This window comes from Leifsonia poae, assembly GCF_050632195.1.
Taxonomy (GTDB): Bacteria; Actinomycetota; Actinomycetes; order Actinomycetales; family Microbacteriaceae; genus Leifsonia; species Leifsonia poae_C.
In genome coordinates, this window is sequence record NZ_CP192580.1 from 199,576 (window position 1) to 224,174 (window position 24,599).

Genomic DNA, 24,599 nt, shown 5'->3' on the forward strand with positions numbered 1-24,599 from the left:
GGTGCCACTTCTTTCAGTCGGCCGGTCGGTCAGTATGAGAGGCTGCGATCCACGGCCTCGAGCACGCGGTCGGCGTCGGGCAGGTACATGGCCTCCACCTTCGACGGCGGGTACGGGGTGTCGAAGCCCGATACGCGGATGACCGGCGCCTCAAGCGAATAGAAGGCGCGCTCGGCGATGGTCGCGGCGATCTCGGAACCCACGCTCACGTTGCCGTACGCCTCTTGCACGACGACGAGGCGGCCCGTCTTGCGCACCGATTCGAGAACGGGCTCGTAGTCGATCGGAGAGATCGAGCGCAGGTCGATGACCTCGAGGCTTTTTCCCTCCTCGGCGGCGAGATCGGCAGCGTGCAGGAGCGTCGATACCATGGCGCCGTAGGCAACCACCGTCACGTCGGTTCCGACGCGGGCGATGCGAGCCGAGTGAAGCGGGGAGGCGTTCTCGGCGAGGTTGATCTCGCTCTTGACGAAGTAGCGGCTCTTCGGCTCGAAGAACAGCACGGGATCGTCTGAGGCGATGGCCTCCTGCATCATCCAGTAAGCGTCGTGCGAGTTGCTCGGGCTGACGACGCGCAGTCCTGGGGTGTGCGCGAAATACGCTTCCGGGCTCTCCGAGTGGTGCTCGATCGACCCGATGTGGCCGCCGTACGGCACACGGATGACGATCGGCATCGTGATGCTGCCTTCGTGGCGGTTGCGCATCCGGGAGAGCTGGGTGGTGATCTGATCGAACGCCGGGAAGATGAACCCGTCGAACTGGATCTCGCAGACCGGTCGGTAGCCCCGCATCGCGAGGCCGATGGCCGTGCCCAGGATGCCCGACTCGGCGAGCGGCGTATCCAGCACCCGCTGCGGTCCGAACTCGGCGTGGAGTCCCTCGGTCACCCGGTAGACACCACCGAGCGGTCCGATGTCCTCGCCCATGAGCAGGACCTTGGGGTCGTTCGCCATCGCGTCGTGCAGGCCTTTATTGATGGCCTTGCCCAGGGGCATCGAGACGATGGGGTTCGCCGGCGTCTGCGGGGCCTCGGCAGCCGGAGCCGGGGAGACGGATGCTACGGCCGGCTCAGCCTCGCCGCCGGCCGTTTCGACACTCTCGACGGCAACGGCCTCGTCACGCGCGTCTACGACCGACTCCTCGACGACGTCGGCCTCGATCTCGTCCTCTTCCTCGAACTCCGACTTGGGAGCGAAGGACGATGGGTCGGTCTCGGCCGCGTCGTCTTCGGCGAACGCCGCGGCGGGCGTGTACGCCGGTTCCGGCTCGACGACCTCAGCTTCTTCGATCGGTGCATCGTCCGAAACAGATGCTTCCGTCTCGTCGACGAGCTCGGCCTCGTGTACCTCGAGGTGTGCATCCGCGTCGCCGGTGCGATCGACGATCACGGGAAATCGGTGGTTCAGGTCGCTCATGCGCGCTCCTCGTCGAAGGACGCTTCGTAGTTCTGCGCCCATTCCTTCTGCTCGGCAATCAGCGGATGCGGTTCGGCATAGACGTTGTCGAAGATCGCGTCGAGGGGCGGCGGGGTGACCTCCAGCAGGCGGCGCCGAGCGTCCGCGGCGAGATCCGCGGCCTCCTCGTCGACGGATGCGAAGAACGACTCCCCGACGCCGAGGTCGGCAAGGTATGTGCGGTAGCGCGCGATCGGATCGCGGGCGATCCACGACTGCAGCTCTTCCTCGGTGCGGTACTTGGTGGGGTCGTCGGCCGTCGTGTGGGCGCCGACGCGGTAGGTCATCGCCTCGATGAGAGCGGGGCCCTCGCCTGCGCGAGCCTCGTCGAGCCATTTCGCGGTCACCGCGTAGCTCGCGAGAACGTCGTTTCCGTCGACCCGGGTTCCAGGAATGCCGAAGCCGCTGCCGCGAAGGTACAGCGGGGTGCGCGACTGGCGCTCAACCGGCACCGAGATCGCCCACTGGTTGTTCTGCAGGAAAAAGACCTGCGGGGTGCGGTAGCTGGCGGCGAACACGAGCGCTTCGCTCACGTCACCCTGCGACGATGCGCCGTCGCCGAAGTAGACGATGACCGCTTCATCCTTGCTCGGGTCACCCGTCCCCGCCTTGCCGTCGAGCTGGATCCCCATGGCGTAGCCGGTCGAGTGCAGGCTCTGCGTGCCGAGCACCAGGGAGTAGAGATGGAAATTGCCGTTCTCCGCCGGGTTCCAGCCACCGAGCGTCACGCCGCGCAGCATCCGGAGGATGTCGACGGGGTCGAGGCCGCGGATCATCCCGACGACGTGCTCCCGGTAAGACGGGAAGATGTGGTCCTGCGGGCGGGCGGCATACGCCGAACCGACCTGGGCCGCCTCCTGACCGTGGCTCGGCACCCAGAGCGCGAGCTGGCCCTGACGCTGCAGGTTCGCGGACTCGTGGTCGAACTTCCGCACGACGACCATGTCGCGGTAGAACCGCCGATAGTCGCTCTCGGTGAGTCGTTCGAGGTAGGGGATGTACTCAGCAGCGGGATCGCTCGGCTGAAAACGGCCATCGGCCGTCAGGAGCTGAACGGTGTCGACCGGGCGCTGGTTATCGTTCGTGGCAGCCACCGTACTAACCTAACCGCTTGCCGGGGTGCCCATTTGGTAGGTTCCGCACAATATCCCCGGCCACTTCAAGGAGTTTCTCCACAGACTCCTCTTCACCCACGCTGATCCGGATGCCCTCCGGGGCGAAGGCGCGAACGGTCAGCCCGGCGTCGAAGAAGGCCTCGTTGGCGGCGGTCGTCTCGTCGCCGGTGGCGAGCCAGATGAAGTTGCCCTGCGCATCCGGAACCGTCCAGCCCTGCTCGATCAGCGCCGCGCGCAGTTCGTCGCGACGCATCGCGATGCGGGCCACGCGCTCCATGAGTTCCTCTTCGGCGTCGATGGATGCGAGTGCCGCCACGCGGGCGACGTCGGTGACCGATAGGGGGATGGCGGCGGAGCGCGCTGCGTCGAGTACCCACTCCGGTCCGACGGCGTACCCGACTCGCAGGGCAGCGAGCCCGTATGCCTTCGAGAACGTGCGCAGCACGACGAGGTTGGGGTAGCGGCTCAGCAGCGGGATGCCGTCGACGGACGTCTCGTCGGTCACGAACTCGTAGTACGCCTCGTCCAGCAGAACCAGCAGCGTCGCTGGGACCGCGGCCATGAACGCCTCGAAGTCCGCTGCGGAGACGATCGTTCCGGTGGGATTGTTCGGCGTGCACACGATGACGACGCGGGTGCGATCGGTGATGGCAGCCGCCATAGCCGTCAGGTCGTGGGACCCGTCTGCGCGGTTCGGCACCTGCACACTCGTGGCACCGGCGACAGTCACCAGCCCCGGATACGCCTCGAACGACCGCCAGGAGTACACGACCTCGTCGCCGGCACCTGCTGCCGCGCTGATGAGCTGCGAGAGCAGCGAGACCGAGCCGTTGCCCAGGTGCACCTGCCCCGCGGAGACACCGTGCCGCTCGGCCAGCTTCTCGCGCAGATCAAGTCCGCCGGCGTTCGGATAGCGGTTGAGGTCGCTGAGAACAGCGGCCACCGCATCCACCACTCCGGGAAGCGGCGGAAAGGGATTCTCGTTGCTCGACAGCTTGAAGCCGTCGGCGGGCGCGACCCGACCCTGCTTGTATGCGGGAACAGCCACGATCTCGGGGCGGAGGTTCACGCCACCGGCTTCGTTGGTACTCACAGACCCAACTTACCGGCGGCCGCATACCGGCGGGGGAATTCCTCCAGCCCCTCGTCTTGGTCGGCGACCCCTGCCATCATGGGCAGCATGAGATTCCTCCTGCGGCTGATCATCAACGCCCTCGCGCTCTGGTTCACCACGCTGATCGTCACGGGCGTCACCGTTCGCCCGTACGCGGAAGGAGAGCTGCCGACCATCCTCACCTACCTGCTGGTCGCTCTGATCTTCGGTCTGGTCAACGCGATCGTCGGCACGGTCATCCGCGTCGTCGCCTTCCCGCTCTACGTGCTAACCCTCGGACTCATCTCGCTCATCGTGAACGGCCTTCTCCTGCTGCTCGTCGCCTGGATCAGCAGCCTGATGGGCTTCGGGTTGTTCGTCGAGAGCTTCTGGTGGGGCGTGCTGGGTGCGCTGGTGCTGAGCATCATCGCCTGGCTGCTCGGCCTCATCCTGCGCCCGCTCACCCGGCGCTCGTAGCAGAGGGCGCTCGACCAGCCGTCTCGGAGTCGGCGCAGAGGCGCGCATGCGGGAGAATAGAACGTATCCCCACACGCAAGGAGCCTCATGACCGCCCTGCCTCCCCAGCCCCTGAGCCCCCTCGACGGGCGTTACCGCTCCGCCGTGCTCGGCCTCGGCGACTTCCTCTCGGAGGCCGGCCTCAACCGGGCCCGCGTGCAGGTGGAGGTCGAGTGGTTGATCTACCTGACGGGTCACCGGATGTTCGGTGCGAGCCCGCTCACCGAGCAGCAGATCGAGTCCCTTCGCGCACTGGCCACCGAATTCGGTCAGCCGGAGATCGACCGACTCGCCGAGCTGGAGGCCACCACAAAGCACGATGTGAAGGCGGTGGAGTACCTCGTGCGCGAGCGGTTGCACGCGCTCGGACTCGACCACATCGCCGAGCTGACCCACTTCGCGGCAACCAGTGAGGACATCAACAACCTCTCGTACGCACTCACCGTGAGCGCGGCCATCAACGAGGTCTGGCTGCCCAAATTCCGTGCGGTCATCGCCGAGATCCGCGACCAGGCCTTCGAGTATCGGGATGACGCGATGCTCGCCCGCACGCACGGCCAGCCTGCGACGCCGACGACCATGGGCAAAGAGCTAGCGGTGTACGTGTACCGGCTGGAGCGCATCCGGAAGCAGATCGAGGGCACCGAGTATCTCGGCAAGTTCAGCGGCGCAACGGGCACCTTCGCTGCCCACCGGGTTGCGGATGCAGAGGCCGACTGGCCGCGCATCTCGCGCGAGTTCGTCACCAGCCTCGGCCTCGACTGGAACCCTCTTACGACGCAGATCGAGTCCCACGACTGGCAGGCTGAGCTCTACAACCGCGTCTCGCACGCCAACCGGGTGCTCCACAACCTGGCCACCGACGTCTGGACGTACATCTCGCTCGGGTACTTCCGGCAGACGCCCGAACCGGGTGCCACGGGCTCGTCGACGATGCCGCACAAGGTGAACCCGATCCGGTTCGAGAACGCCGAGGCGAACCTCGAGCTGAGCTCGGCCGTGCTCGACTCGCTGGCCGCGACCCTCGTCACAAGCCGACTGCAGCGCGACCTCACCGATTCGACGACGCAGCGCAACATCGGCGTCGGCCTGGGGCACTCCCTGCTCGCCCTCGACAACATCCAGCGCGGGCTCGGCCAGATCGCGCTCGATCGCGACCTGCTGCTAGCCGATCTCGACACGAACTGGGAGATCCTCGGCGAAGCGATCCAGACCGTTATCCGCGCGGAGGTCACCGCCGGTCGCTCGCAGATCACCGACCCGTACGCCATGCTCAAGGAGCTGACCCGCGGCAAGCGCGTCGACCACGCCGGGCTAACGGAGTTCGTCAACAGCCTCGACATCGGAGAAGCGGCTCGTCAGCGACTGCTGGCGCTCACACCGCCGACGTACACCGGACTCGCGTCCGACCTGCTCGAGTACCTCTAGGCACCACTGGAGCCGCGCAACCGCTGGGTCGGTGTCAGTGACCCGATCCGGCGGGGCGGTCGCCGTTGTTCTGCTCTTCGATGTCGTGTACCTCGGCGGCGTTCGGCTTGAACGCCATCGCGAAGAGGGCCATGAGCACGAGCGACACGATGAACGCGATCCCGAGCGCGACGCCGGCGAGGATGAACTCTCGGGTCGCGATGAGCACGATGAGACCGACGAAGACGCCTAGGGCGCCGGAGATGCCGAGCAGTTCGGCGGGGAGGAAGCGGTCGCGCCGCGTCGGCTGAGCTCCCGCGGTGGCTCCGGCCTTGTTCTTGTCGCGCTTGCTCACGATCCGCTCCCGAGGTTGTGCTCTGCTTTCGTCGCGCGTGCGGATCCGCGGAGCGTGACGCCTCCGATGGCCTGGAAGACGCCGACGACGACCGCCCAGGCACCGAACAGCCCGATCGCGAGAATCGCATCCGACGGGATGAGCAGGAAGATGAGCGCGAGGATCGCGGTCAGCGCACCCGTGACGAGCCAATCGCGCGCGGCCGCATCCTTGGTGCGCGAACGGAAGCCGCTGTAGAGCTCGAGGAACCCGGTCAGAGCCGCCCAGACGCTGACGACGAAGAGGTAGAGGCCCAGTCCGCTGCCCGACAATGCGAGCGCCAGAACTCCGGCCAGCACGCCGATCGCACCCTGCACCACGAAGAGCGTGCGGGTGAGTCCCTCAGCGACGGTGAGGAGGCTCAGCACGGCGACGGCCACCCCCTCGACGATCGCGAAGGCGCCGAAGACGATGAGTCCGAAGGTCGGCGTGTGCGCGTCGCGGGTGAAGGTGATCACGGCGGCTGCGATCAGAGCGACGACGGCCCTGACGACAGGGACGACCCAGTACCGGGCGGACTTCTGGGCAGGAACAGCGGGTGCCACGTCGGCGACCTCTCTCAAAACAGGGATTCCGAACCAGTTTAGTCGCGTGCATGCTGCGCGTTTGCCGCGTACGACTCGCACCGATCAGTAGGCTCGCCCTGTCAGCCCGCCCAACGCACGACCGTCTAGAGGGAGATCGGATGCGGACCGGATTCGGCATCGCACGCGTGCTCTTCGCCGCGCTGGGAATCGCAGCGATCGTCACCCAGTTCGCGAGCAGTGTGGCGACGATCGCGAACAAGGGCGGCAGCGTCGGTGCCTTTGTTGTCAATTTCTTCAGCTTCTTCACGATCGACTCGAACGTGCTCGCCGCCGTGGTGCTTCTGATCGGAGCGTTCTTCGCCTTTGCGCGCACCGGAGACGACCCCGAGTGGTTCACCGTGCTCCGCGCCGTCGCGACCACCTACATGGCGACCACCGGCATCGTCTACAACTTGCTACTGCGCAATATCGCGCTGCCGCAGGGCCAGACAGTGCAGTGGTCGAACGAGGTGCTGCATGTCGTGATCCCGGTCTATCTGGTGCTTGACTGGTTCTTCGCTCCGGGTCGTACCCCGCTGCGGAACAACGCCCTCTGGTGGATCGTCGGGTTTCCGATCGTCTGGGCTGTCTACACGCTCATCCGGGGCCCGTTCGCCGGCGATCCCGTCACAGGCGTGATGCCCTGGTACCCGTACCCGTTCCTCAACCCGGCGACCTCGCGGAACGGTTACCTTTCGGTGTCGTTTTACGTGATCCTGATCGCCGTCGTGATCCTGGTCGTCGGTTTCGGCGTCGTTTGGATCTCGCGACGCTGGCCTGGTCGGAGGGATGCGCGAGCATCCGGAACCCAGGTCAGCACCGAATGAGTTGTGGCGACCGTCCCTCGGAGTCGACGACGCTCTGATCCTCCGTTTGGGACCAGAAGATCACCGCGGCGACAGCCGCCACGACCAGCAGGAATGCGCCGGTCGGAGTGATGGTGTCGGCGACAGGATCCTGGCCGGCCGCTGACGAGAGGACCCCGGCGACCAGGCCGGTCCCGCCGACGGCGGCGAACGCGATCGTGATCGCCCGTCGGACGCCCGTCAGGAGAGCGCTTCGGATTGCGAGCGCCACGACCGCTATGACCCAGGTCGTCGCGAGCATGATCGCGAGGGATGCGTCGAATCCGTCGCGCAGGAGCAGGCCGGGCGCGAGGTAGAGCGGAACTGACGTCAGAAGCAACATAACCCCGAGGCCCGCGTAGGAGAAAAGGCGAGCGCGCTCGGTGCGCAGCGCGTCGATCGATGGCGTCAGAGCCGGCCAGGTGAGGGCGACGGTGAACGCGACGATCGCCAGCGTTGTGGCTCCGACGCCCTGGAAGAGACTGAGAAGACTGACGTTCATGGTTCCATTCGACCGCAACTCAGGCGAATCCGGATCGTGCCCCAGGGTGAACCGTCGTCATTCTGGAGAATGACCCTGCGGGCTTGCCCTCGGCGTCTACCCTGAATGAGACGGCGTCTCTCGTTCTCACACCCGAAGGAGTTCATCATCTCCGAGCCAGTACTCGAACTCATGCAGGCCAACCTTCATCGCGTCTTCGACGAACGAGACGACCTAGCCCGTCGCCGCGCGATCGAGGAAACCTACATCCCCGATATCGCGTTCACCGACCCGGAGGGAACGGTTGTCGGATTCGACGCGATCGATGCAAAAGCCCGCGGACTGCTGGAGGGTTCGCCGGACTTCCACTTCACCGAGGCCGGACCGATACAGGTGAGCGGCACTCTCGGCTATGCCCCGTGGAACTTCGGTCCTAGCGGCGGCGATCCTGTGGCGAGCGGCGTGGACATTGCGCTGGTCAGCGACGGGAGGATCGTCGAATTGCACACCCTCGTCTTCTGAGCGCGTGGCGCTACGTCGGCGAGCCGCTCTCGGTTGCCTGCGCTTAGATCGGCGCCATGTCGGTGAAGCGCGAGAAGTGGCCCTGGAAAGCGACCGTGACGGTGCGCGTCGGGCCGTTTCGGTGCTTGGCGACGATCAGGTCGGCCTCGCCGGCGCGCGGATTGTCCTTCTCGTAGGCGGATTCGCGGTGGAGCAGGATGACCATGTCGGCGTCCTGCTCGATCGAGCCCGATTCGCGGAGGTCGCTCAGAGCGGGAAGCTTGTCAGCCCGCTGCTCGGGACCACGGTTCAGCTGTGACAGCGCGATCACGGGCACCTGGAGTTCCTTGGCCAGCAGCTTGAGGGCACGCGAGAACTCACTGACCTCTTGCTGGCGGCTCTCGACGCGCTTGCCGCTCGTCATGAGCTGCAGGTAGTCGATGACCACCATTTTCAGGCCGACGCGCTGCTTGAGGCGCCGGCATTTGGCGCGGATCTCGACCAGGGTCATGTTCGGGCTGTCGTCGATGTAGAGCGGGGCGTCGTTGATGCGGCCGCGAGTGGAGGCGATCGTCGTCCAGTCCCGACTCTCGACCTTGCCCTTGCGCATGCTCTGCAGCGGCACGGATGCTTCGGCCGAGAGCAGACGCATCGCGATCTCGCTGCGACCCATTTCGAGGGAGAAGAAGATCGTCGGCATGTCGTTGTGGATGGACGCCGCACGAGCGAAGTCCAACGCGAGGGTCGACTTTCCGAGTGCCGGTCGGGCGGCGACGATGATCATCTGGCCGGGATGCAGGCCGTTCGTCAGTTCGTCAAGCTCGGCGAACCCGGTCGGAACACCGGTCATCGAACCGTCTTTGTGGCTGGCGGCCTCGATCTCGTCGATGGCGACGGTCACCGCATCCGTCAGCGGAACGTAGTCCTCGGTCTCCTGCGAGCCGGTGACGGAGTAGATCTCCGCCTGGGCGTTGTTAACCAGGTCGAGCACTTCACCCTCGGCCTTGTAGCCCATCTGCGTGATGCGCGTTCCGGCTTCGACCAGTCGGCGGAGCAGGGCCTTCTCAGCGACGATGTTGGCGTAGTAGCCGGCGTTCGCCGCCGTCGGCACGAGGCTGGTCAGGGTGTGGAGATATTCCGCGCCGCCAGCCCGGGAGAGCTCGCCGACCTTGGTGAGCTCGTCGGTGACCGTGATGACGTCGGTCGGTTCACCGTGCGAGTAGAGGGAGAGGATCGCGTCATAGACGATCTCGTGCTTCGGGATGTAGAAGTCGCCTCCGCGCACGACCTCGACGACGTCCGCGACGGCGTCCTTGCTGAGGAGCATGCCGCCGAGGGCGCTCTGCTCCGCTAGGAGATCGTGCGGAGGCGTGCGCTCGTGGCCCCGGCTCTCGCCCGGCTCGCGCTGGTCTGCGAGTCCGAGATGGGCGATCGACACGGGTTCTCCTCTGGTGTTCGGCGCGCTTCGTGGACGCGCGGGTATAGCGCTCGTTCCAGTGAACCTCTATCACGCGACTCTGCGTGCAACGGCTCGCTGTCGAGACGATTCTCTGCCGATCCACCGACACGGGGTGCTCGGTGACCGGGTTCTCAGCCCGGCGTTCGTCGGCGTCGCTCCACACTATGAGCGCCGACCACTCCCCACAACTCGGCCTGTGGATAACGCTGGGGACAAACTGCGCGAAACGCCGGGTGGCATGTGCACAACCTGTGGGGGAATGTGTGGACAGTCAAAATCTTTTGACGAATATATCGCCGCTGACCTGCGGTTTTCTTATCCACACCCTGTGTGTAGAAAGTTCCCTCAAGGTTGTGTCGAACGTTGCCGCCCGGGCGAGTCGCCCTGTGTACAAAGCTGGGGGAAATTCGTCGATTTTGCGCGTTAAAGGTGTAGCGGCGGACCGGAGTCCGCCGCTACACTACCTGCTTCGCGAGCCTACTTGGCTGCGACCACCTGGAGGGTGATCGTGGCCGAGAGGTCGTCGCGGAGGCGAACAGTCGCCTCGTGATCGCCGACGACCTTGATCGCGTTCGGCAGTTCGATCTTGCGCTTGTCGAGCTCGCCGATGCCGGCGGACTTGACGGCGTCTGCCACGTCCGAGGTCTTGACGGAACCGAACAGGCGTCCCTCTTTGCCGGCCTTGACGGTCAGCTTGACCTTGGTCGCCTCGAGCTTGGCCTTGAGGTCCTGTGCCTCTTCGATGGTGGCGAGCTCACGGGCGGCACGAGCCGCCTTGATCTGCTCGATCTGCTTCTCGCCACCACGGGACCACGCGACAGCGAAGCCCTGGGGGATGAGGTAGTTGCGCGCATAGCCGTTCTTGACGTCGACGACGTCACCGGCCGAGCCGAGGCCGGTGACCTCGTGCGTCAGAATCAGTTTCGACATTTCCGTTGCTCCTAACGGCCCGAGCCGGCGTAGGGGAGGAGCGCCATCTCACGTGCGTTCTTCACGGCACGGGCGATGAGGCGCTGCTCCTGTACGGAGACACCGGTGATGCGGCGGGCGCGGATCTTTCCACGCTCCGAGATGAACTTCCGCAGGGTTGCGACGTCCTTGTAGTCGATGACGCCTACGCGGATCGACTTCGCCGGGGCGGCGTTCTTGCCGTCCTTGCCCTTGCGGATCGGCTTGCGGCGGTCGCCGCTCGACTTTCCAGCCATGATTTCCTTGCTTTCCGCCCTCACCGACACGAGATGGTCGGTGCGGGCTGCTGAATGTTGGTGACCCTAGAAGGGAGTCTCGTCGTTGAAGTTGCCCGGCGTGTTCCACACGTCCGCCCCCGAGGAGGAGTCAGCGGGAGCCGAAGCAGCCCAAGGCTCTTCTACCGCGCCGCCGGGTGCTCCACCCGGGCCACGCGACGACTGAGCGCGAGTGATCGAAGCGGTGGCGTAGCGCAGCGACGGCCCGATCTCATCGATCTCGAGCTCGATGCTCGTGCGCTTCTCACCTTCCTTCGTCTCGTAGGAGCGCTGCTTGAGACGACCCTGGGCGATGACCCGGGATCCCTTCGTGAGCGATCCGGCGACGTGCTCGGCGAATTCACGCCAGACGCTCGCACGCAGGAAGAGAGCCTCACCGTCCTTCCACTCGTTCGCCTGACGGTCGAACGTGCGGGGGTGGATGCGATGGTGAAGTTGGCAACCGCGAGCCCGTTCTGCGTGTAACGCAGCTCCGGGTCACTGGTGAGGTTGCCCACCACGGTGATGACGGTCTCGCCGGCCATCGGACTAGGCGCTTGCCTTGTCGGCGGCAGCGGCCTTGGCGGGAGCGGCAGCCTTGCGGGCGGCCTTCTCGTCGGCGAGCTTCGCAGCGGCAGCGACCTGAGCGATCGCCTCTTCAGCGCGGAGCACCTTGGTGCGCATGACGGCCTCGCTGAGCTTCAGCTGGCGGTCGAGCTCCTTGGTGGTGTCTCCGTCGGAGGTCAACTGCACGACGGCGTAGATGCCCTCGGACTTCTTGTTGATCTCGTAGGCAAGACGGCGGCGGCCCCAGATGTCGACGTTGTCGACGGTTCCACCCGCGTCGCGAACGACGTTGAGGAACTTGTCAAGGCTGGGAGCAACGGTGCGCTCGTCGATCTCTGGATCGAGGATGACCATCAACTCGTACTGATGCATGACTAACCCACCTCCTTTGGACTTAGCGGCTACAGACTTTCTGTAGCAGGAGGGTTCTACATCGGTTGCTCGGGCAGGATTCTGCCCAGACAACCTACCTAGCGTAGCGGATGCCTCATCCGGGCGCCAACCGGACGGCGATGCCCCCTCCCGCCGTGCTTGCGGCCGCTCAGCCTCGACCACGGTGCTCATGCCTTCACCCACTCCCCGAAGACGTCGGGCGAAAAGGCCGGGCGTCGCACCGGCTCGACTCCCGCCCTCAAGAGGATCGACCTCAGTCTGGGCGGGTTCCAGGCATCCTCCCACGTCCATCGTGCGACCGCCTTGCCGTGCATCCTGAGGCGATCTTCACGACGTCTCTCCTTCCAGACCGTGTCTGCCGAAGCGCCGTACCGGCCCGGATGGCTGCGCGAGTATCTGGCAAGCCCGTCGAATTCGCCGAAAGCGGTCTCCCACTCGAAGTCGGGATAGTCCGACCCGCCGTCTGCGGATTCGACGCGCGACTGGAGCAGGGGAGGGGCGAAGCCGAGCCGGTGGACCTGTACCCGGCTCAACGATTCACCCGGCGAACCCGACAGCGGATCGGCGAAGCTGACCGCCGCCAACGCCTTCGACCGCCCGCGCGCCCCGGCTTCGCGGCGCACCTGATCGAGCACATCGTCGCGGTCGGCTCCGCAGAACACCTCACCGTGCATCGACGTCACAGCCGGCTTGAGTCCTTGGTCGAGCGCCGCGACAGCGGCGACGAAGGACGCCTGCCGCGCGAGGTCTGCCAGCGTTCGGACGAGGCTCGTCACCATCCAGGAGCCGACGAGTTCGACGTCTTCATCGGGCACGTTCCACGGTCGCCAGGCGACTCCGTCTCGTGGGCGCACACGAGCACGCGGTGCGGCGAGCGCCTCGACGGCCGAAGGCCAGGCTCCCACGATCGGCAGACCCCAGACGACTGCAGCAGAGACGCCGGTGAATACCAGGTCGTCACGGCGGGCGCCGGCAGCGGCCACCATACTGCTCACGTGCCGCGTGCGCTCGTCTGCCGAAGTCTCATCGTCTCGACGAGCGGATGATCCGACGGGTGGCCGCCCGGCTCGCCCGTTCGGGACGAAAGAACGGCGAGCTCGCACAGCCTCCCCTCGATCGGTCGTGACGGTCGAGGCACTCAGTTCTACTGATGTATTGGTCATACCCCGATGCTTCCGACCCGCAGGCGGGCGAACGCCGACGTCGTCAGATCTGGGGATAACCCATCGTCCAGGCTCCCTGTGGAGTGGTCAGCGCCGCTGCCACCAGTCGAGCAGCCGGCGCGTGGCCTCCTCCTCGCCGAGCGGCCCCTCGTCGAGCCTCAGTTCGAGCAAATACCTCATCGCCTCTCCGACCTCGCGGCCAGGGGCGAGATTCAGGATGCTCATCACCTGTTCCCCGTCGAGGTCCGGGCGCACCGCATCCAGCTCCTCCTTCTCTTTGAGCTCGCGGATGCGACCTTCCAGATCGTCGTACGCGAAACCGAGTCGATCGGCCTTGCGCCGATTGCGGGTGGTCACATCGGCCCGCGTGAGCATGTGCAGCCGTTCGAGCTGGTCACCTGCGTCGCGCACATACCTGCGAACTGCTGAGTCGGTCCAGTGGCTGTCGCTGTAGCCGAAGAAGCGAAGGTGCAATTCGATCAGTCTGGCGACCGCGTCGATCGTCGCCTTATCGAACCGCAATGCCGTCAGGCGTCGCTTCGCGAGCTTCGAGCCGACGACGTCGTGGTGATAGAAGCTGACCAATCCGCCCGGCTCCAGCCTGCGCGTCGCCGGCTTTCCGATGTCGTGCAGGATTGCAGCGAGCCTCAGGATGAGGTCGGGCGCCTCATCCGGATGCCTGCTCTTCTCGTAGCCGATCGCCTGATCGAGCACCGTGAGGCTGTGCTGGTAGACGTCCTTGTGGTGGTGGTGCTCGTCGACCTCGAGGCGCAGTGCAGGGATCTCAGGGATGACCCTCTCGGCAAGTCCGGTCGAGACCAGGAGTTCGATCCCGCGTCGAGGCTCGTCGGTCAGCAGCAGCTTCGTGATCTCGTCGCGCACGCGTTCGGCGCTCACGATCTCGATGCGATCGGCCATCTCTTCCATTGCGGCCTCGGTAGCGTCATCGACGGTGAAGCCGAGCTGCGCGGTGAAGCGCGCCGCACGCATCATTCTGAGTGGATCGTCGCCGAACGAGATCTCGGGGCTACTCGGTGTGGTGATCGTGCGACTCAGCAGATGTTCCACACCGCCCGACGGATCGACGAGGATCACCTCGGGCACTCGCAGCGCCAGGGCGTTCACGGTGAAGTCGCGGCGGAGCAGGTCGCCTTCGAGGGTGTCCCCGAATTCGACGTCCGGTTTGCGGGTCGTCCCGTCGTAGCTGTCGGTTCGATATGTGGTGATCTCGACGGTCTCGTCACCGAAGCGAGCGCCGATCGTCCCGAACTGGCGGCCGATGTCCCAAACCGCGTCCGTGAGCGGTGAGACGACCTTCAGAATCTCGTCGGGGCGGGCGTTGGTCGTGAAGTCGAGATCGTTGACGGAGCGCTCGAGCAGCGCATCCCGAACCGGTCCTCCGACCAGCGCGAGCTCGTACCCGGCGTCGGCGAAGGCGCGCGACACTCGGGAGACCGTCGCCGACCGTGCGAGGTCGCCGAGGCGTGCAAGGGAATCGGCGACGCTCTGCATGGTGCCCCAGTTTACGGGCGTGCTCGCCGGGCTCTCCCAGGACCCGACCCCTAGAATCGTCGACATGGAGGCCGAAACGGGATCGCGCGGCGACGCATGAGCCGGTTCCGCCTCACCCTTTCGCAGGTGAATCGCCGTATGGGCGCGCTTATCGGCACCGCCATCGTGCTTGCTGTCCTCCCCACCACCGGAGCCACCGCGTCACCGCTGAACGAGCCCGTTTCCGTCGCGCGGAGCGTCGCTCCGACCGCCGCGGAGGCGAAAGTGACCGCCTCGCTCGCCACCGACAACGCGGGGGTCCTCTCGCCCGGCGAAGAGCTCACGGTCTCGGTAACGGTGACGAACGCGACCGAGACGGCCTACGAGCATGGAACCGCCTCGCTCTGGTTCGACCCCACTCCCCAGAGATCGCGCGCCGGGCTCGATTCCTGGCTGGCATCCGGCGACCCGGTGCCGAAGGCCGTAACCCTCGGCGAGGTTCCCGTCGGGGCGCTCGAGTCCGGCACCAGCACCGTGGTCCAGATCGTCGTGCCTGCCTCATCCATTCCGTTCGGCACCGATCCGGCTGAGACCGTCTTCGGGATCGGGGCGACGGTCACCGTCGGAACATCCACGACGGCGGATGCGCGGAGCAGCCTGGTCTGGAATCCGGGCGCCACCGCGTCCCCGTCAACGGTCGGCGTCGTGTTCCCGATCGTCAGCCCGTCCACCGGCAAAGGACTTCTCACCGCGGACGAGCTCACGACATACACGTCAGCGAACGGTGTGCTCACCCGCGACCTCGACGGACTCGAGCGTCACAGCACCGTGGCGATCGGCATCGACCCCATGATCATCGCCTCCATCCGTGCCCTGGGCAACGCGGCCCCTGCCACTGCGACGGACTGGCTCGTCCGTCTCTCCGAGCTGCCGAACGACACATTCTCGCTCGGTTTCGGCGATGCCGATCTGACAGGGCAGCTTCAGGCCGGGGTCACGACCCCGCTCGTCCCGACCTCCTCGCATACGCGCTGAAGGCGCAGAATTTCACACCGTCGCCGACGCCGGTCGGCGAACCGTCGACCGCGCCTGCGAAGTCGGCCACGAGCCCGACGCCCAGTCCGACCCCGACGGCCGGCACCGGTCCGGTGCTGCCGACGCTCGATGAACTCACCTCGTGGGACTACACGATGCAGGGCATCGCGTGGCCCGGCGACGGAACCGTGCGCTCGGCGGACCTCGGTCCGCTCGTCGCCGCCGGCTTCACGACGACCCTCATCTCCGGCACGAATACGAACGCGAAGACCCTCGACGCCACGAGCAATGCCGTCCTCCCGTTCAATGGCGGCAAGCTCGGGGTCGCCGATGCCGCCCTCTCCGAGTCCATCCGCCAGGCCGCGTCGGCACCGAGCGACGCGGCGTGGAACGCCGCGATGGCGAAGGTCAACGCGCAGCTGGAGCTGACCAGCAAGGAGGGCGGGGTCAAGAACCTCCTGCTCGCCTTCGACCGATCGTGGCCGTCGAGCGGAACGCAGTTGAAGCGCACCTCGACTCCCTCCTCACCGGTCCCTGGTCGACGCCGACCACCCTGCCTCAGACGCTCGCGGCTCCGGCGACGGATGGGCTCGCCCTGGTCGACGCGCAGCAGAGCGCAGAGCGCATCGCGACCATCAAGAGCCTGCTCGCCGACGAGGCAGACATCGACCAGTTCGCGACCATCCTCGACACTCCCGCGACGATGACGGGGCGGACCCGCGCCGAGCTCCTGACTCTTCTCGCTGTGTCGTGGCAGAGCCCACGAAACGACTGGGCGGCGGCGGTCAAGAGCAGCCACAAGACCACGACCGACACGCTCGATGCCGTCAAGATCGTGCCGACGGACAACGTCAATCTCGTCAGCGCACAAGGCTCCATTCCATTCACGGTCATCAACGATCTCCCGGATGAAGCCGCCAACGTCGTCTTGCGCGCCTCGCCCTCGAACAGCCGGCTCGAGATCGACCAGGATGTGACCAAGCGGATCCTCGCGGACTCACGAGCCACCCTGCTCGTTCCCGTGAAGGCCAAGCTCGGCAACGGACAGGTGATCCTCTCCTCAGCCTTTACAGTCCCACCGGCGTTCCCATCGGCACACCGACGTCGGTCACGGTCGAGGTGCACGCCGACTGGGAAGGCATCGGGGCGCTGATCTTCGGCATCCTTCTCGTGCTCCTCTTCGGTTTCGGGATCGTGCGCAACATCCTTCGACGCCGCGACCAGCGCCGCACCGAGCGCACCGACACGGACGAGACGGACGCAACACCTCCGGAGGACATCGAGCGTGGCTAGCATCGGACGCGCGAGCGCAATGCTCGCCTCAGGCACGCTCGTGTCCCGAGTCCTCGGGTTCGTGAAGGCGTGGCTGCTGCTGCAGGCGATCGGCGCCGTCGCCTTCGCCGCCAACCCATACGCGACCTCCACCATCGTCCCCAACAGCATCTACGCGCTCATCGCGCAGGGCATCCTGAACGCTGTGCTCGTGCCGCAGATCGTGCGCGCGTCGAGCAATCCCGATGGTGGCAGGGCGTACATCAACAAGCTGGTCACGCTCGGGATCATCATCTTCGGCTCGGTCGCGCTCATCGCGACACTGCTGTCCCCTGTGCTCATGCAGCTCTTCGGACTTCGCGGCGCTCAGGCCGAGATCGCCACGGCCTTCGCATACTGGTCGTTGCCGCAGATCTTCTTCCTCGGGCTGTACACACTGCTCGGCGAAGTGCTGAACGCCCGAAAGTCGTTCGGTCCCTTCACCTGGGCCCCGGTCGTCAACAACATCATCGGCATCGGGATGCTGCTCTTCTTCATCATCTCGTTCGGCTCCGACGCCGCCGGTAACCGCCAGGCGGACGACTGGAACCCGTTGATGGTGGCGATTCTGGCCGGTGGGGCGACCCTCGGCGTCGCCGTGCAGGCGTTCATCCTCTTCTTCTTCTGGCGCCGGGTCGGGCTGCGGTTCCGGTTCGACTTCGGCTGGCGCGGAGTGAACCTCGGGCACGCCGGTCGGGCCGCGGCCTGGACACTCGGTATGGTGATCGCCACCCAGATCGCCGGCGCCATCGAGACCAACGTCGCCAACTCGGCCGGCGAGCAATATGCCGGACCGCAGGTGATGAACAATGCCTGGCTCATCTTCATGCTGCCCCACGGCATCATCGCCGTCTCGATCGTGACCGCGTACTACACACGCATGGCCGAGCACGCGCACCGCAGAGACCTCGGGTCATTCCGTGCCGACTTCTCGAGCGGAGCCCGATCGATCCTGATGCTCATCGCGTTCTCGGCCGCAGCGCTCATCGTCGTCGCGCTGCCCCTGGCGAGCGTGTTCACGCCGCCGTTCTATCAGCAGCTCGGGCTCGTCCTCATCGCGTATCTGATCGGGCTCGTGCCATTCTCGATCGTCTTCATGGCTCAGCGCGCCTTCTACTCGCTCGGTGACACCCGAACGCCCCTGTACTTCACGCTCGCCCAGGTCGCCGTCATCCTCGTCGGAATGGTCGTGTGCCTCGGTGTCGCTCCCAACCTCCGCGCTGCAGCCGTCGCCCTCGTCGTGTCGATCGCCAGCACGATCCAGGCGGTGCTGGCGATCGCTCTGCTGAGCCGGCGAATCGGGGGAGTGGATGGGCGGCGCATCCTGAGTGGTCTGTGGCGCTTCACGCTCGCGGCACTGGCCTCGATGATCGCGGGCGCAGGCTTCCTGAGCCTCCTCGGCGGCGTGACTCCCGGTGCTTTTCCCGTGTCCGGGTTCTTCGCCGCGATCATCTCGATCGCGATCGTGGGCGTCGTGATGCTGATCGTGTATTTCGGGAGCTTGATCGTGCTCGGATCCGCGGACCTGCAGGCCGGCCTCGCGCCCGTTCTGAACCGTTTGTCCCGCCGCTCCGAACACACAGGTGAGAAGGAATAGCATCCGCTTAGGATGTGTTCTACACCTCAGCGGTTCCGTCCCGAACCGTTACAGATAGTGCAAGGAGCTCCGCTGTGCGGCAGATCATCATCATCGGTTCCGGCCCCGCCGGCTATACGGCGGCGATTTACGCCGCTCGTGCCAACTTGCGTCCGCTGCTGATCGCCTCCTCCGTCGAGGCGGGCGGCGAGCTCATGAACACGACCGAAGTAGAGAACTTCCCGGGTTTCCCGGAGGCCATCCTCGGTCCTGACCTCATGATGAAGATGCAGGCCCAGGCCGAGCGCTTCGGCACCGAGGTCGTGCTCGACGACGTCGTGTCCGTCGACCTCACCGGCGACATCAAGAAGGTCGTTCTCGGGTCGGGCGCCAAGCATGAGGCTCTCGCGGTGATCTTCGCCACGGGATCCGCCTACCGCAAGCTCGGACTCGAAGACGAAGAGCGCCTCTCCGGCCACGGCGTCTCCTGGTGCGCCACCTGCGACGGCTTCTTCTTCCGTGAGCGCGTGATCGCGGTCGTCGGCGGCGGCGACTCGGCGATGGAGGAGGCCAACTTCCTCACCCGGTTCGCCGACAAGGTCTACGTGATCCACCGCAAGGACACCCTCCGCGCCTCCAAGATCATGCAGGATCGCGCCTTCGCCAACGACAAGATCGAGTTCGTCTGGAACTCGGAAGTCGTCGGTATCAACGGCGATGAGACCGTGAAGAGCGTCACCCTGCGCGACACCGTCACCGGTGAGCAGAACGAGCTGGCCCTCCAGGGCCTCTTCATCGCCATCGGCAACGACCCGCGCGTGCACCTCGTGCACGGGCAGCTCGACCTCACTCCGGAGGGCACCATCGCGGTGGCCGGCCGGAGTTCCAAGACGAAGGTCGCGGGTGTGTTCGCGGCCGGCGACGTCATCGACCCGCACTACCGCCAGGCGGTCACCGCCGCGGCGTCGGGTACTGTTGCCGCGCTGGACGCCGAGCAGTACCTCGCCTCCCTCCCCGAAGACCTGCTGGCTCAAGCGGACACCAGCGATCTCGAACTCACCCCCACCGCTTAAGGAGAATCACACAATGTCGGCAGCACGTTCCGTCACAGACGCCACCTTCCAGGATGACGTCCTCAACAGCGAGAAGACCATCCTCGTGGACTTCTGGGCAGAGTGGTGCGGCCCCTGTCGCGCCGTCGGCCCGATCCTCGACCAGATCGGCGCTGAGCACTCGGACAAGATCGAGATCGTCAAGCTGAACGTCGACGAGAACCCGCAGACTGCGGCGAAGTACCAGATCACCTCCATCCCCGCGATGAAGGTGTACCAGGGTGGAGAGGTCGTCAAGACCGTCATCGGCGCCAAGCCGAAGCCCGCCCTCGAAGCCGACCTGGCCGCCTACCTCGCGTAGCCGACCAGTCCTTCCTGACCCGTCCGGCTACCAGCCGGGCGGGTCTTTTTTGTACCCGCACCACCCCGCCCGATTTCGGGCAGATAGCTCCACACAAATAGCATTGGCAAACGGCGTTAGAAGGAAGACAAGTGACTGATCAGGGCGGCCCGCTCTCGCGCGGCAACAATCTCGACCCGTGGTACCACCACTACGCGCAGCGTACGAGCGGCCTGGCCGCCAGCGAGGTCCGAGCCCTGTTCGCCGTGGCCAGTCGGCCCGAGGTCGTCTCTCTGGCGGGAGGCATGCCGTTCGTCTCCGCCCTCCCCGAAGACCTCGTGGTCGGTGCGATGGATCGGGTCATGCGAGAGCAAGGGCCGGTCGCCCTTCAGTACGGTTCCGGGCAGGGCGTCCCCGCTCTCCGCGAGCAGGTGCTCGACGTAATGGCGCTCGAAGGCATCTCCGCCAGCGCCGACGACGTCGTCATCACCACCGGTTCGCAGCACGCGCTCGAGCTCTTCAGCAAGCTGTTCATCGACCCGGGGGATGTGGTGCTCGCCGAAGGCCCGAGCTACGTCACCGCGATGGTTATCTTCCGCTCGTACCAGGCCGAGGTCGACCATGTTCCGATGGATGAGCACGGCCTCATCCCCGAAGCACTGCGAGAGCACATCGCGCGCCTTAAAAGCGCTGGTCGGAGGGTAAAATTCCTCTACACGATCCCGACGTTCCACAACCCTGCCGGCGTCACGCTGTCGTGGGAGCGCCGGCTGGAGATCCTGGAGATCGCGCGGGAGAACGACATCCTGGTTCTCGAGGACAATCCCTACGGTCTGCTGTACTTCGGCGACAAGCCTCCGGCGGCGATGCGATCTGTCGAGCGCGACGGTGTCGTGTACCTCGGCACATTCTCCAAGACCCTTGCGCCGGGTTTCCGGGTTGGCTGGGCGCTCGCGCCCCACGCCATCCGCGAGAAGCTGATCCTCGCTAATGAGGCGGCGGTGCTCAGCCCGAGCTCGTTCACCCAGCTCGTGGTCTCCGAATATCTCCGGGATGCCGACTGGAAGGCTCAAATCGACACCTTCCGTGGCGTCTACCGTGAGCGAAAGGAGGCGATGATCTCGGCCCTCGAGGAACACCTGCCTGAGCTGAGCTGGACCAATCCCAACGGCGGGTTCTATGTCTGGCTCACCCTGCCTTCCCACCTCGACTCGAAGGCGATGCTGCCGCGCGCCGTCACCGAGCTGGTCGCATACACACCGGGCACCGCGTTCTACGCCGATGGCAGCGGGCAGCAGAACATGCGTCTGTCGTTCTGCTATCCCACCCCGAGAACATCCGGGTGGGCGTCCGGCGTCTCGCGAACGTGATCAACGGAGAGCAGGATCTGCTCGACACCTTCGCAGGTACTGGCCGTCTTGCAGGGCGCAAGCCCGATCACAACAGCGCCAACCCGCCGACCGACCTGCGCTAGAACCTGAGACGAAAGGCCTGATCATGGCTGAAAAATCTGTACTTGACATCATGGTTCTCGCCGGCGGGATCTCGCACGAGCGAGACATCTCCCTACGGTCTGGCCGACGCGTCGTCGACGGCCTTAATTCCCTTGGACACAAGGTGACCCTCCGCGATCCGGATGCGTCCCTGCTGGGTTACCTCGTCGAGAACCGCCCCGACGTGATCTGGCCCGCACTCCACGGCGCGAGCGGTGAGGACGGCGCACTTCGTGCGCTCCTCGAGCAGACCGGCATCCCTTTCGTCGGCTCCCGGACCGATGCCGCGCAGCTCGCCTGGTCGAAGCCGACCGCGAAGACGATCGTCGCTCGTGCCGGCGTTGCGACGCCCGCCTCTGTCGCGCTTCCCAAGGAGACGTTCCGCGAGCTCGGCGCCAACAGTGTTCTCAATGCAGTGCTGTCCGGCCTCGGAACACCGCTCGTCGTCAAGCCGGCCAAGGGTGGATCCGCGCAGGGTGTGAGCATCGTCGATTCGGCCGAGGAGCTCCCGCACGCCATGGTCGACGCGTACACGTACTCGGACGTCGCCCTGATCGAACGCAAGGCTGAGGGCACCGAGGTGTCCGTCGCGGTCATCGACACAGGTGATGGCCCTGAGGCTCTTCCCGCGGTCGAGATCGAACCCGTGAACGGCGTCTACTCGTTCGACGCGCGTTACAACGCGGGGGAGACCCGCTTTTACGTGCCGGCTCGCCTGGATTCCGGGGTTCTCGCGCGAATCGCAGACACCGCCACCACCGTTCACGCCGCGCTGGGCCTTCGTCACCTGTCACGCATCGACCTCATCGTCGACGCCGAGGGGACCCCTGGTTCCTTGAGGCGAACGTGCTGCCCGGGTTGACCGAGACGTCGATCATGCCGCAGGCGATCGCCGCCTCGGGTAGGGATCTCGGCGATGTCTACGCGGCCTTGGCCATCGCGGCCATCGCCGATGAGTAGGCGGGCACGCACCTAGCGTGGCCCTAGCACCAGCTCAGCTGTAGCTGGGCTGCCCGATCTCGTCGAGAATCCGGTTGAGGTCTTGAATCGTGGCGAAATCGACCACGATCTGGCCTTTTCTTGACCCGAGAGTGATTTTGACGCGCGTGTTCAGACGGTCTCCGAGGCGCTCGGCGACCTCATCGAGGTGACCGCGGTGCTTGCCTGGCGTCGCCTTGCTGCGCACGGGCTTCGGCTGTTTGCTCGCTGCCGCTTCCGCCGCTCGCACGGACAGGTCCTCGTTGACGATCTTGTCGGCCAGGCGAGTCATGCTCTCTTCGTCGCCCGTCGACAGGATGGCGCGGGCGTGCCCGGCACTCAGTACCCCTGCCGCGACACGTGTCTGCACCGTCGACGGGAGCTTGAGCAGACGGATGGTGTTCGTGATTTGCGGACGTGAACGGCCGATGCGCGTGGCGAGCTCGTCTTGGGTGATCCCGAAGTCGGCGAGGAGCTGCTGGTAGGCGGATGCTTCTTCGAGAGGGTTGAGCTGGGAGCGGTGCAGGTTCTCGAGAAGTGCATCCCGGAGCATGTTCTCGTCGGCCGTGTCTTTGATGACAGCGGGAATGGTGTCGAGACCGACGATCTTCGTCGCGCGCAGACGTCGCTCGCCCATGATGAGTTCGTAGCGATCACGCTCGCCGACGATCGGTCGCACCACGATCGGCTGCAGCACTCCGACCTCGCGAATGCTCGCGACCAGCTCGTCCAGCGCATCCTGGTCGAATTCGGTTCGCGGCTGCACCGCGTTCGGAACGATGGAATCGGGGGAGAGGTTCACCAACCGCGCGCCGGGCACGATCACCAGATCGTCGGCGGGAGCCGAGGAATCCGGGAAGAACACGTCGACCGGTCGGGCGGACTGGTCGGTGACGGGGATGAGCGCGCCGATACCGCGGCCCAGACCTGTGCGCTTCGCTGCCATTAGCGGGGTACTCCTCTTCGTGCGATCTCGGCGGCCGCTTCCAGATAGGAGAGAGACCCCGACGAGTTCATGTCGTAGCTGATGACGCTCTGCCCGTAGCTCGGAGCCTCCGAAATGCGGACCGAGCGGGGAATGATCGTCGCGAGCACTTCTTTGGGAAGTGGGCCCGCACGTCCTCGGCCACCTGGTGGGCGAGATTGGTACGGGAGTCATACATGGTCAACAGGATCGTCGAGACACGCAGTTTCGGATTGAGGTGCTTCTCGATCAGCTGGATGTTCTTCAGCAGCTGGCTCAGCCCCTCAAGCGCGTAGTACTCGCACTGGATCGGGATGAGTACTTCGGTCGCCGCGACGAAAGCGTTGATCGTGAGCAATCCCAACGAAGGAGGACAGTCGATCAGCACGTAATCGAAGTCGTACTCCTCGAGGAAGCGGGTCAGAGCGCGCGCGAGTCGTTGTTCGCGAGCGACCATCGAGACCAGCTCGATTTCGGCGCCAGCGAGGTCGATCGTCGCCGGAACGACGAAGAGACCATCGAATTCAGGACTCTTCTGGATGACTTCGTCGAGTTCCTTGTCGTTGACCACGACGTCATAGACGCTCGGAGTTCCCTCACGGTGCTCCACACTGAGAGCGGTGGAGGCGTTCCCCTGCGGATCAAGGTCGATCACCAGTACCTGAGCACCCGACTTCGCGAGCGCCGCAGAGAGATTCACCACCGTCGTCGTCTTACCGACTCCACCCTTTTGATTGGAGATCGTGAAGATGCGCGTTCGTGACGGCAGCGGGAGAGTCTGCGCCGCGATCGCCTGACGGCGACGGGTCAGATCTTGGATTTCCCGGGCGAGTGGGGTCTCCCCATCGAAGACTGAAGAGGTCGATTCGACCTGGGCGTCTTGATCAGGATGTTTCACGTGAAACCTTGTCGCTCGATGGGTGCACGGCACCGTTTCCATGGACTCGGGAAGGTTGATCGGTCTGACTGACCAACCCAACAACTCTAGCTTGAATGACCGACACGACTTGCCGGTGCCGCCACGCAGGACGGGCATTCACACGACTGCCACAGGTCCGCCTCTATGCGCGCGCAGACCGGATCGGGAGAGCGTTTCACGTGAAACACTCGGTGCTCGCATCCAACCCCTGGCTCGAGCTGTCGGCGCCTCAGCCCCAATCTAAGATCGAGCAACTGGTCGCG

The 24,599-nt window shown here is 65.4% G+C and carries 24 protein-coding genes and 4 pseudogenes; 12 read left to right on the top strand and 16 right to left on the bottom strand.

The window, feature by feature from the left end; all coding sequences use genetic code 11:
• Nucleotides 1-29 precede the first annotated feature (29 nt).
• From ACQ86A_RS01125 to ACQ86A_RS01135, 3 genes are all read right to left on the bottom strand, one after another.
• Nucleotides 30-995: an alpha-ketoacid dehydrogenase subunit beta gene (locus ACQ86A_RS01125; RefSeq protein ID WP_431280502.1), complete on the bottom strand. Its 966-nt coding sequence runs from the start codon at nt 993-995 to the stop codon at nt 30-32.
• Nucleotides 996-1,411: 416 nt separating this feature from the next.
• Entirely contained in the window at nt 1,412-2,548 is a 1,137-nt protein-coding gene (gene pdhA, locus ACQ86A_RS01130; protein WP_431278813.1) for a pyruvate dehydrogenase (acetyl-transferring) E1 component subunit alpha, read from the bottom strand.
• 4 nt (nt 2,549-2,552) lie between these two features.
• A complete protein-coding gene (locus ACQ86A_RS01135) occupies nt 2,553-3,662 on the bottom strand; it encodes a histidinol-phosphate transaminase (protein ID WP_431278814.1) in 1,110 nt (369 codons plus the stop codon).
• Between the two features lie 87 nt (nt 3,663-3,749).
• On the opposite strand from ACQ86A_RS01135, the gene ACQ86A_RS01140 reads away from it, so the two are divergent.
• Both ACQ86A_RS01140 and purB read left to right on the top strand, forming a co-directional pair.
• The gene (locus ACQ86A_RS01140; RefSeq protein WP_431278815.1) at nt 3,750-4,139 is read left to right on the top strand and encodes a phage holin family protein; all 390 of its coding nucleotides are present in this window, start codon (nt 3,750-3,752) and stop codon (nt 4,137-4,139) included.
• An 87-nt stretch (nt 4,140-4,226) separates the two neighbouring features.
• On the top strand, nt 4,227-5,606 hold the full coding sequence (gene purB / locus ACQ86A_RS01145) for an adenylosuccinate lyase (RefSeq protein WP_431278816.1): 1,380 nt from the start codon (nt 4,227-4,229) through the stop codon (nt 5,604-5,606).
• Between the two features lie 34 nt (nt 5,607-5,640).
• On the opposite strand, the gene ACQ86A_RS01150 is transcribed toward purB, so the two are convergent.
• Complete coding sequence (locus ACQ86A_RS01150; RefSeq protein WP_431278817.1) at nt 5,641-5,940, bottom strand: hypothetical protein; 300 nt, start codon at nt 5,938-5,940, stop codon at nt 5,641-5,643.
• A complete protein-coding gene (locus ACQ86A_RS01155) occupies nt 5,937-6,524 on the bottom strand; it encodes an HdeD family acid-resistance protein (protein ID WP_431278818.1) in 588 nt (195 codons plus the stop codon). Before ACQ86A_RS01155 ends, ACQ86A_RS01150 begins: the two co-directional genes overlap by 4 nt.
• Before the next feature lie 140 nt (nt 6,525-6,664).
• On the opposite strand from ACQ86A_RS01155, the gene ACQ86A_RS01160 reads away from it, so the two are divergent.
• Nucleotides 6,665-7,372, top strand: a complete 708-nt coding sequence (locus ACQ86A_RS01160; protein WP_431278819.1) for a Pr6Pr family membrane protein — start codon at nt 6,665-6,667, stop codon at nt 7,370-7,372.
• Here ACQ86A_RS01160 and ACQ86A_RS01165 read toward each other — a convergent pair.
• Nucleotides 7,359-7,892 carry a hypothetical protein gene (locus ACQ86A_RS01165; protein WP_431278820.1) on the bottom strand — a complete coding sequence of 178 codons (534 nt, stop codon included), beginning with the start codon at nt 7,890-7,892 and terminating at the stop codon, nt 7,359-7,361. The two genes, ACQ86A_RS01160 and ACQ86A_RS01165, sit on opposite strands and share 14 nt — an antisense overlap.
• Nucleotides 7,893-7,997: 105 nt before the next feature.
• On the opposite strand from ACQ86A_RS01165, the gene ACQ86A_RS01170 reads away from it, so the two are divergent.
• Nucleotides 7,998-8,393, top strand: a complete 396-nt coding sequence (locus ACQ86A_RS01170; RefSeq protein WP_431278821.1) for a nuclear transport factor 2 family protein — start codon at nt 7,998-8,000, stop codon at nt 8,391-8,393.
• A gap of 43 nt (nt 8,394-8,436) precedes the next feature.
• Here ACQ86A_RS01170 and dnaB read toward each other — a convergent pair whose 3' ends face one another.
• The 7 genes and pseudogenes from dnaB to ACQ86A_RS01205 all read right to left on the bottom strand — a co-directional run bounded on the left by dnaB (nt 8,437) and on the right by ACQ86A_RS01205 (nt 14,689).
• A complete protein-coding gene (dnaB, locus tag ACQ86A_RS01175) occupies nt 8,437-9,810 on the bottom strand; it encodes a replicative DNA helicase (RefSeq protein WP_431278822.1) in 1,374 nt (457 codons plus the stop codon).
• A gap of 498 nt (nt 9,811-10,308) precedes the next feature.
• Nucleotides 10,309-10,761: a 50S ribosomal protein L9 gene (rplI, locus tag ACQ86A_RS01180; protein WP_431278823.1), complete on the bottom strand. Its 453-nt coding sequence runs from the start codon at nt 10,759-10,761 to the stop codon at nt 10,309-10,311.
• Nucleotides 10,762-10,772: 11 nt separating this feature from the next.
• Complete coding sequence (rpsR, locus tag ACQ86A_RS01185) at nt 10,773-11,036, bottom strand: 30S ribosomal protein S18 (RefSeq protein WP_055897232.1); 264 nt, start codon at nt 11,034-11,036, stop codon at nt 10,773-10,775.
• A gap of 66 nt (nt 11,037-11,102) precedes the next feature.
• Nucleotides 11,103-11,599, bottom strand: a pseudogene (locus ACQ86A_RS01190) (single-stranded DNA-binding protein).
• A gap of 4 nt (nt 11,600-11,603) precedes the next feature.
• Nucleotides 11,604-11,993, bottom strand: coding sequence for a 30S ribosomal protein S6 (gene rpsF / locus ACQ86A_RS01195; RefSeq protein ID WP_431278824.1), 390 nt, complete (start codon nt 11,991-11,993; stop codon nt 11,604-11,606).
• Between the two features lie 188 nt (nt 11,994-12,181).
• Entirely contained in the window at nt 12,182-13,009 is an 828-nt protein-coding gene (locus tag ACQ86A_RS01200) for a hypothetical protein (protein WP_431278825.1), read from the bottom strand.
• Between the two features lie 255 nt (nt 13,010-13,264).
• Nucleotides 13,265-14,689, bottom strand: coding sequence for a CCA tRNA nucleotidyltransferase (locus tag ACQ86A_RS01205; protein WP_431280503.1), 1,425 nt, complete (start codon nt 14,687-14,689; stop codon nt 13,265-13,267).
• A gap of 138 nt (nt 14,690-14,827) precedes the next feature.
• Here ACQ86A_RS01205 and ACQ86A_RS01210 point away from each other — a divergent pair, with 138 nt between their 5' ends.
• Entirely contained in the window at nt 14,828-15,703 is an 876-nt protein-coding gene (locus ACQ86A_RS01210) for a DUF6049 family protein (RefSeq protein WP_431278826.1), read from the top strand.
• 148 nt (nt 15,704-15,851) lie between these two features.
• Here the strand turns inward: ACQ86A_RS01210 and ACQ86A_RS01215 are convergent, their stop codons facing one another.
• Nucleotides 15,852-16,154 carry a hypothetical protein gene (locus ACQ86A_RS01215; RefSeq protein ID WP_431278827.1) on the bottom strand — a complete coding sequence of 101 codons (303 nt, stop codon included), beginning with the start codon at nt 16,152-16,154 and terminating at the stop codon, nt 15,852-15,854.
• A gap of 27 nt (nt 16,155-16,181) precedes the next feature.
• On the opposite strand from ACQ86A_RS01215, the gene ACQ86A_RS01220 reads away from it, so the two are divergent.
• The 7 genes and pseudogenes from ACQ86A_RS01220 (at nt 16,182) to ACQ86A_RS01250 (ending at nt 22,435) form a co-directional block, all read left to right on the top strand.
• Nucleotides 16,182-16,856: a DUF6049 family protein gene (locus tag ACQ86A_RS01220; protein WP_431278828.1), complete on the top strand. Its 675-nt coding sequence runs from the start codon at nt 16,182-16,184 to the stop codon at nt 16,854-16,856.
• Nucleotides 16,823-16,996 (top strand): hypothetical protein, encoded by a 174-nt coding sequence (locus ACQ86A_RS01225; protein WP_431278829.1) that lies wholly within the window; start codon nt 16,823-16,825, stop codon nt 16,994-16,996. The genes ACQ86A_RS01220 and ACQ86A_RS01225 overlap by 34 nt, the downstream gene beginning before the upstream one ends.
• Nucleotides 16,989-18,611: a murein biosynthesis integral membrane protein MurJ gene (gene murJ, locus ACQ86A_RS01230; RefSeq protein ID WP_431278830.1), complete on the top strand. Its 1,623-nt coding sequence runs from the start codon at nt 16,989-16,991 to the stop codon at nt 18,609-18,611. The genes ACQ86A_RS01225 and murJ overlap by 8 nt, the downstream gene beginning before the upstream one ends.
• Nucleotides 18,612-18,685: 74 nt before the next feature.
• Nucleotides 18,686-19,663 (top strand): thioredoxin-disulfide reductase, encoded by a 978-nt coding sequence (gene trxB / locus ACQ86A_RS01235; RefSeq protein WP_431278831.1) that lies wholly within the window; start codon nt 18,686-18,688, stop codon nt 19,661-19,663.
• Nucleotides 19,664-19,676: 13 nt separating this feature from the next.
• A complete protein-coding gene (gene trxA / locus ACQ86A_RS01240) occupies nt 19,677-20,003 on the top strand; it encodes a thioredoxin (RefSeq protein WP_431278832.1) in 327 nt (108 codons plus the stop codon).
• Between the two features lie 131 nt (nt 20,004-20,134).
• Nucleotides 20,135-21,456, top strand: a pseudogene (locus ACQ86A_RS01245) (PLP-dependent aminotransferase family protein).
• 23 nt (nt 21,457-21,479) lie between these two features.
• A pseudogene (locus ACQ86A_RS01250) lies at nt 21,480-22,435 on the top strand (D-alanine--D-alanine ligase family protein).
• Nucleotides 22,436-22,469: 34 nt separating this feature from the next.
• On the opposite strand, the gene ACQ86A_RS01255 reads toward ACQ86A_RS01250, so the two are convergent.
• Nucleotides 22,470-23,399: a ParB/RepB/Spo0J family partition protein gene (locus tag ACQ86A_RS01255; protein WP_431278833.1), complete on the bottom strand. Its 930-nt coding sequence runs from the start codon at nt 23,397-23,399 to the stop codon at nt 22,470-22,472.
• Nucleotides 23,399-24,357: pseudogene (locus ACQ86A_RS01260) on the bottom strand (ParA family protein). Before ACQ86A_RS01260 ends, ACQ86A_RS01255 begins: the two are co-directional and overlap by 1 nt.
• Between the last annotated feature and the right edge of the window lie 242 nt (nt 24,358-24,599).

What these genes read in the sequence shown, in the direction of transcription:
- rplI (WP_431278823.1), bottom strand. Translation starts at nt 10,761, where the DNA reads ATGTCGAAACTGATTCTGACGCACGAGGTCACCGGCCTCGGCTCGGCC.
- ACQ86A_RS01210 (WP_431278826.1), top strand. Translation starts at nt 14,828, where the DNA reads ATGGGCGCGCTTATCGGCACCGCCATCGTGCTTGCTGTCCTCCCCACC.
- rpsR (WP_055897232.1), bottom strand. Translation starts at nt 11,036, where the DNA reads ATGGCTGGAAAGTCGAGCGGCGACCGCCGCAAGCCGATCCGCAAGGGC.
- rpsF (WP_431278824.1), bottom strand. Translation starts at nt 11,993, where the DNA reads ATGCATCAGTACGAGTTGATGGTCATCCTCGATCCAGAGATCGACGAG.
- ACQ86A_RS01170 (WP_431278821.1), top strand. Translation starts at nt 7,998, where the DNA reads ATGAGACGGCGTCTCTCGTTCTCACACCCGAAGGAGTTCATCATCTCC.
- trxA (WP_431278832.1), top strand. Translation starts at nt 19,677, where the DNA reads ATGTCGGCAGCACGTTCCGTCACAGACGCCACCTTCCAGGATGACGTC.
- purB (WP_431278816.1), top strand. Translation starts at nt 4,227, where the DNA reads ATGACCGCCCTGCCTCCCCAGCCCCTGAGCCCCCTCGACGGGCGTTAC.
- ACQ86A_RS01140 (WP_431278815.1), top strand. Translation starts at nt 3,750, where the DNA reads ATGAGATTCCTCCTGCGGCTGATCATCAACGCCCTCGCGCTCTGGTTC.
- ACQ86A_RS01125 (WP_431280502.1), bottom strand. Translation starts at nt 995, where the DNA reads ATGCCCCTGGGCAAGGCCATCAATAAAGGCCTGCACGACGCGATGGCG.
- ACQ86A_RS01205 (WP_431280503.1), bottom strand. Translation starts at nt 14,689, where the DNA reads ATGCAGAGCGTCGCCGATTCCCTTGCACGCCTCGGCGACCTCGCACGG.
- ACQ86A_RS01255 (WP_431278833.1), bottom strand. Translation starts at nt 23,399, where the DNA reads ATGGCAGCGAAGCGCACAGGTCTGGGCCGCGGTATCGGCGCGCTCATC.
- ACQ86A_RS01160 (WP_431278819.1), top strand. Translation starts at nt 6,665, where the DNA reads ATGCGGACCGGATTCGGCATCGCACGCGTGCTCTTCGCCGCGCTGGGA.
- ACQ86A_RS01165 (WP_431278820.1), bottom strand. Translation starts at nt 7,892, where the DNA reads ATGAACGTCAGTCTTCTCAGTCTCTTCCAGGGCGTCGGAGCCACAACG.